This window comes from Actinomyces timonensis (assembly GCF_040702965.1).
GTDB classification, from domain to species: domain Bacteria; phylum Actinomycetota; class Actinomycetes; order Actinomycetales; family Actinomycetaceae; genus Actinomyces; species Actinomyces timonensis_A.
This window is the reverse complement of sequence record NZ_CP159989.1, coordinates 1,962,652-1,975,064: the sequence shown is the minus strand read 5'-3', so window position 1 is coordinate 1,975,064 and position 12,413 is coordinate 1,962,652. Positions and strand designations below refer to the sequence as shown.

The window sequence follows — 12,413 nt, the reverse complement described above, 5'->3', positions numbered from 1 at the left end:
CCTCAGGCGCCGTGGGCTGGCTGGCGGCTCAGTTGAGGTACTCGGAGTACAGCGGCGTGGAGAGGTAGCGCTCGCCGGTGTCGGGCAGGACGGTGACGATCGTCTTGCCCTCCAGCTCCGGGCGCTGGGAGAGCAGGTCGGCGCCCGCCAGGGCGGCGCCGGAGGAGATGCCCACGAGCAGGCCCTCCTCGCGCGCGGCGCGGCGGGCGTAGGCCAGGGCGTCGTCGGAGGAGACGTGCAGGAGCTCGTCCCAGATCCCCTGGTCGAGGACCTCCGGGACGATGTTCGCGCCCAGGCCCTGGATCTTGTGCGGGTTCCAGTCGCCCTCCTGGAGGAAGGGGGACTCGGCGGGCTCGATGCCGAAGACCTTGACGTCCGGCAGCTCCTTGCGCAGCACGGTGCCCACGCCGGTGAGCGTGCCGCCGGTGCCGATGCCCGCGACGAAGACGTCGAACTTGCCGCCGGTGGCCTCGATGATCTCGCGGGCGGTGGTCTCGCGGTGGACCTTGGGGTTGGCCGGGTTGGTGAACTGGGAGGCCAGGATCGAGTTCGGGGTGGCGGCCTGGATCTCGGCGGCACGCTTGGCGGCCCCGGCCACGCCGCCCTCGGTGGTCAGGACCAGCTCGGCGCCGAAGGCGCGCATGAGGGCGCGGCGCTCCTTGGAGAAGGTCTCCGGCATCGTGATGATGACCTTGTAGCCCAGGGCGGCCCCGACCATGGACAGGCCGACGCCGGTGTTGCCGCTCGTGGCCTCGATGATGGTCCCGCCGGGCTTGAGCTGCCCGGAGGCCTCGGCCGCGCGCACGATCGACAGGGCGATGCGGTCCTTGACGCTGCTGGCGGGCTCGAAGGCCTCGACCTTGGCCAGGACCGTGGCGGGGCCGGAGATGACGCGGTTGATGCGGACCAGCGGGGTCCCGCCGACGAGGTCGGTGACGTTCTCGGCGATGGGGGATGGGTGGGACATGGGTTCTCCTTGAGGTGTGAGTGGTGTTCCGGGCCCACCGCGCTGGCGCGCCCGGGGGCGTCCGGGAGGCGGAGGGCGTGAGGAGTGACGGGGCGGTTCGCGGCCGCGGTGGTGCAGGGGTGGTCGGGGGCCTGCGGTCCCGGAGCGCCGGGCATGCGCGCAGCGACGCGCGCACGTCTTGAGGAGCCTGGCGCTCTATCGACACAGGCTGCAGGAGGCGGACATCTCACGCATGAGGCACGTGGCCGGCACGGGCGTCATGGGGGTCCTCCTCTCGCGATCGGCGCCGCGACTGGGAAATACGAGCGGGCGCTATGGGGCAGACCATAGTGCCGCCCCGGTGGGGGACGTCAAGTGGCTCGGATGGTGAGCGGGCCCGATCCGCCGTCAGCGGAGGGGGGAAGCCCCGGGCCCCGCTCAGGCGGGTGGCCGGAGAGGCGATTCGACCAGCCGCGTGCCGACCGGGGCCGGCTTGGCGCCGCCCGCGGTGAGCGAGGCGATGAGATCGTCGGGGGAAGGGCCGCCGACCGGCGTGGACAGGAGGACGACGGCGTCGCTCGCCCCCCATGACGTGCCCTCCACCGCCAGCGCGCCGCTGGCCGCTCCCGCGGCGCGCAGCTCGGCCTCCAGGTGGCCGGCCCGCGCCACCGGCACCCGCACCTCCCACAGGGCCCGCTCGCTGATGCTCACGCGCGCGGCGGCGGCGAGGGCCTGGGAGGCGGCCTCGGAGTAGGCGCGCACGAGACCGCCGGTTCCCAGAAGGGTCCCCCCGAAGTAGCGGGTGACGACGACGGCCGCCCCGGTCAGCCCGCTGCCCCGCAGGACCTCCAGGATCGGCTGGCCGGCCGTGCCCGAGGGCTCGCCGTCGTCGCTGGAGCGCTCGATCGCGGGCGAGCCCGGGGCGGCGCCCGGCTGGGGGACGATGAAGGCGGAGCAGTGGTGGCGGGCGTCGGGGTAGCGGGAGCGGACGCGGGCGATGAAGGAGCGGGCGGCGTCCTCGTCGTCGGCCCGCTCGGCGCGCGCCAGGAAGTGGGATCGCCTGACCTCCAGGTCCGTCTCGGGCTGCTCGCCCGGCGCGAGCGTCAGCCGACAGGGCGCGGCGCCGCCGGCGGAGGTGGGGGAGGCGGGCTTGGGGCGGTCGGCGGGCATGGCGGTATCGTCGCATGGCGCCCCGGCGATCGCCGGGCCGGTGGCGGGCTCGCGGTGGAGCGCCGTGGAAGGGCTGTGGAGCGGCGGCGTAGGGGTGACGGGACCGATGTCACAGCCGTGGGCGCCGTCGCCAACTGGAAGCGGCTCGTGCTGACTGGTTATGGTGTCCCCTGGTCCTGTTTGCCGGGATCGGAAGATCCCAAGGAGACTTTGAGAGGAGCGGGCCCATGGCAGTGCCGAAGCGGAAGATGTCCCGCAGCAACACCCGCAACCGCCGCTCGCAGTGGAAGGCCGAGCTCCCCCAGCTCGACACCATCAAGGTGAACGGCCGTGAGATCAGCGTGCCCCGTCGTCTGGTGAAGGCCTACAAGACCGGTCTTCTCGAGCACTGACGCGCTCGGCGCGGATGGCAGCGCCATCCGCCTTCTGCGGGTGTAGCTCAATGGTAGAGCCTCTGCCTTCCAAGCAGATTGCGCGGGTTCGATTCCCGTCACCCGCTCGATGAGGCCAGCGGGGCGCCCTCCACGGAGGGCCGCCCCGCTGCCGCATCCTCGGGCTGTAGCGCAGCTTGGTAGCGCGCCTGCTTTGGGGGCAGGAGATCGCGGGTTCAAATCCCGCCAGCCCGACTCACATGCCGCCCCGCGCCGTTCTCGCGCGGGGCGCGGTCGTTGGCCCACGGGGCGCCTCCGACCCGTCACCCAACCTTGAGCGAGTTGGACTCAACTTCTCGGAATAGGTGTCCGTGCACTCCTGTTGTCACGGGTGTCAGCGGTCAAGGACCCGGCCGGAGGCCCTCAGCGGCCCAGGGCCGGCCCGAGGCCGCACGAGCTGTCAGACGACAACCGTGAGCTACCGCAGGAGGAACATCATGGCTCGCACCCTCAACCCCTTCCAGGACATGGACCGTCTCTTCACGGACCTCACCCGCGGACCCGCCGCCGTCGGCATGCCGATGGACCTGTTCCGCGAGGGCGACACCTTCTACGCGGAGATCGACCTGCCCGGAGTCGACCCCGCCAGCGTGGACGTCGACGTCGATGACCGCACCCTCACCGTGCGCGCGGAGCGCAAGCCCACCACGGGCGAGGGGGAGCGCTCCTGGCTGACCCGTGAGCGCCCGACGGGGACCTTCGCCCGCCAGCTCACGCTGGGCAGCCGAGTGGCCCTCGATCGCATCGAGGCCGAGTACTCCGACGGCGTGCTCCGCCTGACCATCCCCATGGCGGAGGACGCCAAGCCCCGCAAGATCAGCGTCGCCCACCGCGAGGCCTCGAAGGTCATCGAGGCCTGAGCGGGGAGCGATCCGTCGGGCCCGGTCGGGCCCCTGACTGATGGTGGGCCGCGCCCCCGTGGGGCGCGGCCCACGCCTACGCGCATCGCCGAGGGGGCCCGGCCTGCGGGTGAATGACCGAGCAGGTCCTCACCCCACCTGGTCGGTGCTAAGTTGAGGCGGGCATCTCGCCCTACCCCTCCGCCTGCGTCAGGAGCCCTGTCATGGCCACTGAGACCGAGCGCCAGTCTGTTATCGCCACCGCCCACCGCCGCTACGCGACCAAGGCCTTCGACCCCGACCGCCGCGTCTCACCGGAGGACCTGCGCGCGATCCTGGAGGCCGGCCGCCTGGCTCCCTCGTCCTTCGGGTACGAGCCGTGGAAGTTCCTGGTGGTGCGAGACGAGGAGCTGCGCGCCGAGCTCGCGCTCCTGGCTTGGGGCGCCCGCGCCGTCCTGCGCGGCGGGGCAGAGCTCGTCATCATCCTGTTCAAGAGGGGCGTGGTCCACGACAGCCCCCACGCGGCGCATATCGTCACCGACGTCCTCGGCGTCGACTTCGACCCCGACTCAGGGCTGTCCCAGATGTTCAAGGGCTTCCAGGAGCAGATGCTCGGCCTGTCCTCGCCCGAGGACGTCGACCACTGGGCCCAGCGGCAGACCTATATCGCGCTGGCCAACATGCTGTCGGCTGCCGCCGCCCTCGACATCGACTCCGTGCCCGTCGAGGGCTTCGCCGTATCCGCCGTCACCGACCTGCTCGCGGCCCGCGGCCTCGTCGATCCCGCCGAGTGGGGGGTGTCGGTGATGGCGGGCTTCGGGTACCGGGCCGAGGAGATCCGCCCCAAGCGTCGCCGCGAGTACGACGAGGTCGTCCAGGTCATCGGCTGAGCCGTGGGCCTGGCTGGTGAGATAAGCGGCGGGGGGCCGGTGAGTGGCGCAGGTCCGCGCAGTCGCTCCTGGGGCGCGTGCGCGGTAAGCGCCACCGGGTGCGAGAATGAGCGCTCGGAGAGCACCGTGACGCGAACCGAGGCACCGCATGGACACGAACGAGACAGCGACCGATCCCGACCCGGCTGAGGGCGGCGACGTCCTGGCGGCCGAGCCCCAGCCCGAGTGGGCGCTCGTCGAGGTCCTGCCCGGGCTGATGCTCGCCTACGGCGGGATCGACTTGGAGGCTCTCGGCACCCAGGTGCTTGACATCGATGTCTCGACCGCGCCCGACCTGACGGGCGTGGCCGATCTGACGGGCGTCGCCGCCGGTGCCCTCACCGGGGCGAACCTCCTCGCGCAGGGAGCGCAATCGGCGCTGAGCGCTCGCGGGCTCGTGAGGCTGGCGCCTGAGACGATCCAGGCGCTGAGGACCGCTCATCCCGTCGTCTCCGGCGGGTGGAACCTCGGGACGCTGGTCGGCCAGTCAGGACGCCTAGTGCATTCCGTCCGGTGGCTGCCCGCTGCCGGCGCGCAGGCGGCGACGGTCCTGGCGGGTCTGGAGCCGGCTGTGGCACTCGCCGCGATCAGCCTCCAGGCCTCCGCCCTCGCCTCGACGGCACAACGGATTGAGAGCAAGATTGACGCCCTTCGCGCCGGCCTGGAGGCGCAGAACCGATCCGACCTTGCGCAACTTCTCCGAGAGGTGCGCGCAACGTACGAGGAGATCGACCGGTGCGGGGTTGATGACGCCGAGACGCGCAAGAGGATCGACGCGCTTGTCCATGGTCGTGACCTCGGGAAAATGTACGAGCGATACCTCGATAATGCTCGGACACACAACAAACAGAGCGTGCAGAGCGTCGCGGCACTGCTCAACGAACGAGGTCGGATCGTCTCCGACGTTGGTGCGCTCATCGCGATCTGGCGGGCGTGCGATCTCATTGACGTCCTGTATATTGGCTCCCTCGCTGCGGCAGGCGCGGGGGAGAAGGTGCTCCTCTCCAGAGTCGAGGAGAGGAAAGATAATGTAGTCCGGCGTCATGAAGAGGTAACGTTGGCCGTCTCCTCCCTCCGGTCGCAGGCCCATCTTCTCCTCATTAAGGAGGGCAACCAGGGCCCTATCGGGGAGGCCATGAAGCGCTTCGAGGGAGCCGTCAAGTGGGGCGCCCAGAAACTGCCCTTTGGAGTCGGAGGGGGTGGTGACGCACCAACGCTCGGTGAGGCCGTGAACATGATCGACAAGGCCATCGCCTCCTTCGACGACCCGCGCCTGGCCGCTCCGGAGGAGGTGCACCCTGAGGTGCCGGGCCCTGAGACGAAGGATGACGAGGCCGGCGCGACGCCGAGGGTGCGCGAGGCGCTGCGGTGGCTGCTGCCGACGGGCGAGCGTGTCCTCGCCCTGGTGGAGGTCGTCGGCCAGAACGCGGATCACCTCGTCGTCACCACGAGCCGGTGGGGGCTCGTCACGCTTGATGGCCTGCTGGAGACCGGGCTCGACGCGCTCAGGCTCCTGGCGGACATGCGTTACGTCGTCGACGCCAGGGGTGAGGACTCCGGAGCCGTGCACATCGTGACGCGAACCACTGTCGATGCCGTCGCCTTTACCAAGGCCGAGGACGGCAGTGCGCGCAGCGCCGTCGACCGCACGCTCTGCCTGCTGCGCACCGCGATGAACCTGCCCGACGACGAGCGCGAGCACGACCCGCTCCTGAGCCCGCTGCGGCCGGCTCGTGCTGCGCTGCCCCCGGTGGGCTTGCAGGGTGAGGTCGGGGCAGGCGCGGGATTGTGACAGGCAAGACGATCTCACCCGCTTGATGTACATCTTCGCCTCTTCTGTTCATAATGGGCGTTATGAACGATGTGAGCATCACTGAGGCACGCAGCCGGCTCGCCGACGTCATCGACGATGCCCGTGTGCGCCACACCCCGGTGTTCCTCACGCGCCGGGGACGTCGAGTTGCTGCGGTCATCGATGCGCAGGACCTTGAACGCCTGACGCAGGCGGCGGAGGACCTCGCGGACATCGAGGCCGCGCAGGCTGCCCGCGCCGAGATCGCTGAGAATGGAGCTGTTCCCTGGGATGAGGTCAAGGCGGAGCTCGGGCTCGCATGACCTACCGGATCGAGCTCAGCCCTGCGGCGCTACGTCAGCTGCGCAAGCTGGACGGACGAGCGCGGCGTCGGGTCCAAGCGGCTGTGGAGCTGCTCGCGCAGGAACCTCGCCCGGTTGACGCGAAGAAGCTGGTCTGTGGGAGCGGTGAGTGGCGCGTACGCACGGGTGACTACCGGATCGTCTATGAGATCGACGACGGGGTGCTAGTGGTCCTCGTGCTCGCCGTCGGCCACCGCCGTGAGGTCTACCGTCGAAGGTGACGGCGGGTGCTCGCTCTCGCAGAGGGGAGCGCGCGCTCGGAGCGGTTGTGGCGGGCAGAATGGGCGCAGTCGCTCATGCGCGGGTCAACAGTCAGTCGTCGTACCAGTGCGAGTGATCTCGGTCGGCAGCGATAAGTATATATTCGATATTCGGCCTCCTGAATGTTATGAGCGTAGGCAGGTCACCCACTGTGTTGCTGGCAAGAACTTCCGTGACGGCCTCATTCAGGAAGAACGCTCCCGCGAGCGCGTCACAACTCGGGCACCCATGGCTCAGGTAGGATCCGCCCCTCTTGGAGTGGCGGGTCTTGATCGTGTGCGTCAGAGGTGATCCAGAGATGATGAGGCACTCTCGGAGGTAGGCGAGTTGTAGTCCGGATACCGTTCGGATGACGGAGTAGATATCGGTGTGCCCATCGACGTGGATAAGCGCCGGAATCCAGGTTCTTAAATGGCATCGCCAGCACTGCCACTCGATGCCGCGCGCGACAAGTGGTATCTGCTCGTGCGTGAATTCACTGAGTAGCACGCGGGCGGTATTGGTCAGGTCGCCCATAGATTTCCTTCCGTGAATGGTAGGTGAATAGCCCGCCTTGGCCTGGTGCGTCCAGGGCTGTCACCTGCCGGTCGCCGGTGCCAGCCCTAGCGCTTGCGGAGCTCATGACGATTCTCCGGGTCTGCCTGGTTGCCCGCTTCGGGCAGGTTGGCTCCCATGGTGTTCCAGGGGTGTGACACGAATTCGAGGCCGACCGAATCGGTTCCGGGGCCGCTTGATGAGACGTGTCCCGTGTACTGGCACGCTGCACCGGCTCATCGGTGCAGACTCTGCGTATGAGCGTCAGTTCCCGTTCTTCCGCCCATCGCCTGCGGCTGCTCGACTACTGGTGGCTGCTGGAGCTGTTCAGCCCGCAGCAGGTTCCCAAGCGCACCAGGCCCGCAGCACCAGGGGACTGGTCCCAGGTCATCGAGTGGATGCCGGGCCAGCCGTTGCCCTGGGAGACGCTCGTCCCTGTGGTGAGTGATGGTAAGAGGTTCGTGTGGAGGCACACCCTCTACCTCGGGGTCTACGACCTTGAGAACGCCTACCAGTACCTGCACCGCGCCTTCACCAACGACCGCGACGCCTTCGATGAGCGGCCTGGCGGGATTAGCGCCTGCGCGGGTGTGCAGGTCGATGGGGACGGGCAGCTTGTGCCCGGGTCGGCGGTGCTGTCCACCTCCCTGTGGGCTGTCGCCAGACTCGCCGCACGATCGCAGAGGCCGAGCTCGTCGTGGATCACTGAGTTCGACGCCGCTGCACACCGCTTCGCCGAGATGGCTGACTGTGGCGAGGCGTCACCGTCCGCGCTCACCGCTGTCGCCCACCGCGTGTCGGGGATCGATGCCGTGGACGAGCTCGCGAGCGAGCGCGTGGTCATCAAGTCTGACCGTGTGCGCGATCGTGAGGCCGGGCAGGTGGACACGGATTTCCTCAACAGCTTCTTCCTCAGTGATCTCGCAACCGTGCGCGAGGACATCAGGGCCGGACGGTGCCCGGTGGCGCTGGCCTCCTACCTCACCGAGTCCGGGCCCCACGGCTCGGCACCGGCCGCCGACGCGAGGACCGACGTCATGAAGGACGACGACGACGTCAACGCAGGGGTGGGAGCACACAGGATTCCCGCGGGCCGATGGTCCTCAGCACCGCAGCACACGCTTGCTCTCAGACAGCAGCTCGCCGTCAACCAGGCCCTGGATGACCTCGCCCCGACGCACGGCCTCATGGGGGTCAACGGCCCTCCGGGGACGGGAAAGACGACCATGCTGCGCGACATCGTGGCGGGCAACGTCGTCGAGCGGGCCAGGCGCCTGGCTGCACTGGAGCGTGCGGAGGACGCCTTTGTCGGGCAACCACTGCGGTGGATTGCGGGTAAGTACGAGCGTGTCGTGCACAGACTGCGTGAGGAGCTGACCGGTTTCGAGATGGTGGTGGCGTCGGCGAACAACAAGGCTGTGGAGAACGTCAGTGCCGAGATTCCCGGTGCTGGCGCGATCGATGAGCGGTGGCGGGGCCGCACTGACTACTTCTCAGATATCGCGTCGGCGCTCCTGACGGCCAGCGCAAACGGCGGCGAGGATGATGACGGAGGACCTTAGTCCCCGGGTGCTCGTCGCCGTAGCGGTGGTAACCCCGCCTGGGGGCTCGTGGCGGCACGCCTGGGAAACAAAAGTAATCGGGAGACATTCCGTAGCGAGTTCTGGTTCGACAAGACCGATCCGCGGACGAAGAAGCGCCGGCCCGGCACCGCCCCGCGCATGCAGTCACGGCTCGAGGACTGGACGAATGGAGCGGCGCACCCGACCTGGCAGCAGGCACGCGCCTCGTTCCGGAACGCTGAGCAGCGTGTGGCCGCGCTCGTGGAGATGCGGCGCGAGGCCCAAGCCTGCCACGAACACCTCGAGCAGCTTCGCGATGATCAGGTTCGGGCCGATGGCGAGGTGCACCGCCTGAGCAGTCTCCTGGCTCAGGCCACTGAGGCACTGCGTGGGTGCGAGCAGGCGGTGAGCGAGGCCAGGGTGCAGCGTGACACGGCTGCTCAGGCCCGTCATCGGCACGTGGAGACCCGTCCCGGTCTTGTTGAGATGCTGCTGACCCTGGGGCGTGCGACCCGCGAGTGGCGCAGCGCCCTCGCCCCACTCGAACAGCTCCTGCGAGACGCCGAGGAGACCGAGCAGGACCTTCGGGAGCAGGTTGGGCACCTGAGCGGGCGGGAGCAGGCTCTGCGGCGCGAGATGCTGGGCGCCCAGGATGTCGCCGAGCGGCTGCGTCGCAAAGGCCGGGAGCTAAACGCCCGGTTGGCGGAGCACCGTGAGCGACTGGGGCAGGCGTATCCAGGCCCACAGTGGGCTGGGGCGCAGCGTGAGCTGCGCGCTCCGTGGCTCGACGCCGAGCTCGACGAGGCCAGGTCGGCGCTGTTCCTCGCGGCGCTGCGCCTGCACGAGGACTTCCTGGCGAACACCGCCGGTACGATGCTGAAGAGCCTGCGTGCTGCGGTCGACGTCGTCAGTGGTCAAGCTCCGAGCGAGCTGCCGGAGGAGACGGTTCGTGCCGCCTGGCAGACCCTCTTCCTCGTCATCCCGGTGGTCTCAACGACCTTTGCCTCCTATGACCGCATGTTCGCGGCGCTCGGCCCGGAGAGCCTCGGCTGGCTGCTCATCGACGAGGCGGGCCAGGCGGCCCCGCAGTACGCCGTCGGAGCGATCTGGCGCTCGAAGCGCGTGGTGGCCGTCGGCGACCCCCTTCAGCTCGAGCCGGTGGTGACGATGCCGCGCAAGGCAATGCTTGACATCGCTGCCGCCTACGGTGTGGATCCGTCGTGGATCCCACCGCGGGCGTCGGTGCAGACGCTCACCGACAGGGTCTCCCGCTTTGGGACAACTCTCCACCAGGGCGAGCACCCCGTGTGGGTCAGTTCCCCGTTGACCGTGCACCGGCGGTGTGATGAGCCCATGTTCGGCCTGTGCAACAGCATCGCCTACGACGGCATCATGATCAGTGGGGTTGGGTCTCGCGCGAGCCTGGACGATCTCTTCGACGGCCCTGACGGTCCTCGTGTACCACCCAGCCAATGGATTGATGTCCCTGCTGACAAGCCAGGATCACACGCCCAGCCCAACCAGGTCAGGAAGCTGCGTAGGCTCATCACCGACCTTGGGCGTCGGCAGGTTAGCCCGTCGCGGATCATCGCGGTGTCCCCGTTCCGTCAGATGGCCGGTGAGCTGAAAGCGCTCAAGCGCGAGTTCCCGGGGCTTGACGGCGGCACGATCCACACCGCGCAGGGCAGGGAGGCCGACGTCGTCTTCCTCGTCCTGGGAGGCGATCCCGCTCGACCGGGGGCCAAGGCGTGGGCGGCGCAGACGGTCAACCTCGTCAATGTCGCCGCGAGCCGCGCGAAGCGACGGCTGTACGTCATCGGCGACCGGGCCGCCTGGGCGCAGCACAACTACTTCGCCCAGCTGTCGGCTGTGCTGTCAGAGAGCGAGGGAGAAGCGGTCAGGACGCCCAGGTGAGGCTCTCCTTGCCCGCGCCTGTAAACAGTTAGTGGAACTGATCGCCGCCGTATATTCGCCGAGCTCGTTGAGTCACTCGGCGATTTAGTGCGCCTACGTGGCCGTGGGATGGTGACGGGTGAGGCCCTGGGTTGTGGTTCTCTTATGGCGGAGCCGGCTGATCGCGCAGCAGATCGCACGAGCGTAAGTGGACGTCAGGGCGGAGTGGGGTCATCCGAGGAGGTTTTCCGGAGTTCTGGAGGGTTAGGAGCAGTGCGTGAGTGGCCCCTACTGGAGTGTCTCTGGACGAGGCTGGCGCCCGGGGGCGTGGCTCATCGTGGGGTTCAGGTCGATCTGGTGGAGCGTAAGGTACTCGCCTATGAGTGCAGCGCGGTCCTTCTTTGCTGAGGCGGCATCTTGCGTTCGGGAGACCATGTGCGCCGATGCTGCAGTCGCTCCTCAGGGCTCGGCTGGGGTACGGTAAGGCGAGGCTACCTGTTTGTCACGTCTCTGATGCCGGCTGAGGGATGGATGGGAGGATCTGCTGGTCTTCAAGCAGGAAGTGCCCGGGATGGTTGAGGGGTGTGGGTCACGGAGTGAAGTCTTGATACTTTTGTGGCGCCGTGATTCCGCAGGCCAACAGGTCGTTGCCCTGAAGAATCGGCTCAATCTGCTCCCCGAGCCAGTCCTCACAGTAGCTGTTGGATGCGAGTAGGAGATGGATGAGTGAAAGTGTCTTATATGCGGATCGATCGTTAAACGTGCGATACCGCTTCTTTAAGTGGGCGGCTACCTTCCCTGTGAGCGGCGGCGCTTCAAGGCAGGAGTGGTTCCAGATTCTCGCCGAGTGTGCGCACCAGTTGCGCAGGTAGACGAGCGACTTCACCTGTGACGCGATCTGGGAGTGGCCCGTATGGATACGATCCGCCACGATGTCGCGCACCGTGTTGGACCCACTCGCCTCCAAGCAGCGCGACAGTGTACCGAAAGAACAGGCCTGGACGGCGACCCATGCCGGTGTCTGCGCGTATGCCTCTGGCTTGTACTCCCCTCGCTCATTACGTTCTGAGTTGTCACGGTAGCGGCTGACAAAGGCCTCTTTGCTGCGATTGAGGTCGCGTAGGAGAGCCTCTTGCGCTGTCGGTCCGGAGGATCGTGAGGGTGGAGGCGTGAAGGCGGCCTTGTCGGTCAGCAGCGCGTATGGTGAAATGACTTCGCTGAAGGTGTCAGCGAACTGGGCGCGAAGAAGGGGCTCTATGCGTCGAAGCGCAACCATCGTCACGTCCGCTAAACGCGCTTCTGCCTCGTGGACCGCGCAGATGTCCATGAATGATGCTCCGCCGACGAATGTGTTGTCGCCATATTCGGGGTTTTTCTGCCAGTAGCGCAGATATTCGGATAGTCGGTAGTAGCCGATATGCTGGAGGAGGCGCTTGGCTTGCTCGGGATCTCCGACTGTCAGCCCTCGTTGTTTCAAGAGCGCGAGATGGTTCTCGTAACTGAGCCACTTTACCCATATGGGTCTCCTTTGAGACAAAAAGGCCCCGGCCATTTGAGCATGCCTCGCAAGGAGGTCAGAGGCCGGCCGGGGGTCGATTGCTTTTAATGTAGCTTCTCGCGGAGCGGCAGGGACCAGGATCGAGGGATGAGATGTAGTGATTTGCCTCACGGGCGCCATGGTTCTCGTCCCGGCC

12 protein-coding genes and 2 tRNA genes are annotated in these 12,413 nt (G+C 67.8%); 10 read left to right on the top strand and 4 right to left on the bottom strand.

Annotated features, from left to right (window positions below):
* Positions 1–28: 28 nt before the first annotated feature.
* Together cysK and ABXS69_RS08565 are read right to left on the bottom strand one after the other, a co-directional pair.
* Entirely contained in the window at positions 29–967 is a 939-nt protein-coding gene (gene cysK / locus ABXS69_RS08570) for a cysteine synthase A (RefSeq protein ID WP_366180263.1), read from the bottom strand.
* A gap of 417 nt (positions 968–1,384) precedes the next feature.
* Entirely contained in the window at positions 1,385–2,116 is a 732-nt protein-coding gene (locus ABXS69_RS08565; protein WP_366180262.1) for a YigZ family protein, read from the bottom strand.
* 227 nt (positions 2,117–2,343) lie between these two features.
* Between ABXS69_RS08565 and rpmF the strand changes: the two genes are divergently transcribed.
* The 8 genes from rpmF to ABXS69_RS08525 all read left to right on the top strand — a co-directional run bounded on the left by rpmF (position 2,344) and on the right by ABXS69_RS08525 (position 6,690).
* The gene (gene rpmF, locus ABXS69_RS08560) at positions 2,344–2,508 is read left to right on the top strand and encodes a 50S ribosomal protein L32 (RefSeq protein ID WP_073451189.1); all 165 of its coding nucleotides are present in this window, start codon (positions 2,344–2,346) and stop codon (positions 2,506–2,508) included.
* Positions 2,509–2,544: 36 nt separating this feature from the next.
* Positions 2,545–2,615, top strand: a tRNA-Gly gene (locus tag ABXS69_RS08555).
* Positions 2,616–2,668: 53 nt separating this feature from the next.
* Positions 2,669–2,742: transfer RNA gene (locus ABXS69_RS08550), tRNA-Pro, on the top strand.
* Between the two features lie 242 nt (positions 2,743–2,984).
* On the top strand, positions 2,985–3,407 hold the full coding sequence (locus tag ABXS69_RS08545) for an Hsp20/alpha crystallin family protein (protein ID WP_366180261.1): 423 nt from the start codon (positions 2,985–2,987) through the stop codon (positions 3,405–3,407).
* A gap of 203 nt (positions 3,408–3,610) precedes the next feature.
* Positions 3,611–4,276, top strand: coding sequence for an NAD(P)H-dependent oxidoreductase (locus tag ABXS69_RS08540; protein ID WP_366180260.1), 666 nt, complete (start codon positions 3,611–3,613; stop codon positions 4,274–4,276).
* A 148-nt stretch (positions 4,277–4,424) separates the two neighbouring features.
* On the top strand, positions 4,425–6,107 hold the full coding sequence (locus tag ABXS69_RS08535) for a hypothetical protein (RefSeq protein WP_366180259.1): 1,683 nt from the start codon (positions 4,425–4,427) through the stop codon (positions 6,105–6,107).
* A gap of 62 nt (positions 6,108–6,169) precedes the next feature.
* Positions 6,170–6,430, top strand: coding sequence for a type II toxin-antitoxin system Phd/YefM family antitoxin (locus ABXS69_RS08530; protein ID WP_366180258.1), 261 nt, complete (start codon positions 6,170–6,172; stop codon positions 6,428–6,430).
* Positions 6,427–6,690 (top strand): type II toxin-antitoxin system RelE/ParE family toxin, encoded by a 264-nt coding sequence (locus ABXS69_RS08525; protein ID WP_366180257.1) that lies wholly within the window; start codon positions 6,427–6,429, stop codon positions 6,688–6,690. Before ABXS69_RS08530 ends, ABXS69_RS08525 begins: the two co-directional genes overlap by 4 nt.
* Before the next feature lie 91 nt (positions 6,691–6,781).
* Here ABXS69_RS08525 and ABXS69_RS08520 read toward each other — a convergent pair whose 3' ends face one another.
* Positions 6,782–7,246 (bottom strand): hypothetical protein, encoded by a 465-nt coding sequence (locus ABXS69_RS08520; RefSeq protein ID WP_366180256.1) that lies wholly within the window; start codon positions 7,244–7,246, stop codon positions 6,782–6,784.
* Between the two features lie 275 nt (positions 7,247–7,521).
* Between ABXS69_RS08520 and ABXS69_RS08515 the strand changes: the two genes are divergently transcribed.
* Positions 7,522–8,826, top strand: coding sequence for a hypothetical protein (locus ABXS69_RS08515; RefSeq protein ID WP_366180255.1), 1,305 nt, complete (start codon positions 7,522–7,524; stop codon positions 8,824–8,826).
* A 48-nt stretch (positions 8,827–8,874) separates the two neighbouring features.
* Positions 8,875–10,740 (top strand): AAA domain-containing protein, encoded by a 1,866-nt coding sequence (locus tag ABXS69_RS08510; RefSeq protein WP_366180254.1) that lies wholly within the window; start codon positions 8,875–8,877, stop codon positions 10,738–10,740.
* A gap of 568 nt (positions 10,741–11,308) precedes the next feature.
* On the opposite strand, the gene ABXS69_RS08505 is transcribed toward ABXS69_RS08510, so the two are convergent.
* Positions 11,309–12,271, bottom strand: a complete 963-nt coding sequence (locus tag ABXS69_RS08505) for an Abi family protein (protein WP_366180253.1) — start codon at positions 12,269–12,271, stop codon at positions 11,309–11,311.
* Positions 12,272–12,413: the final 142 nt, after the last annotated feature.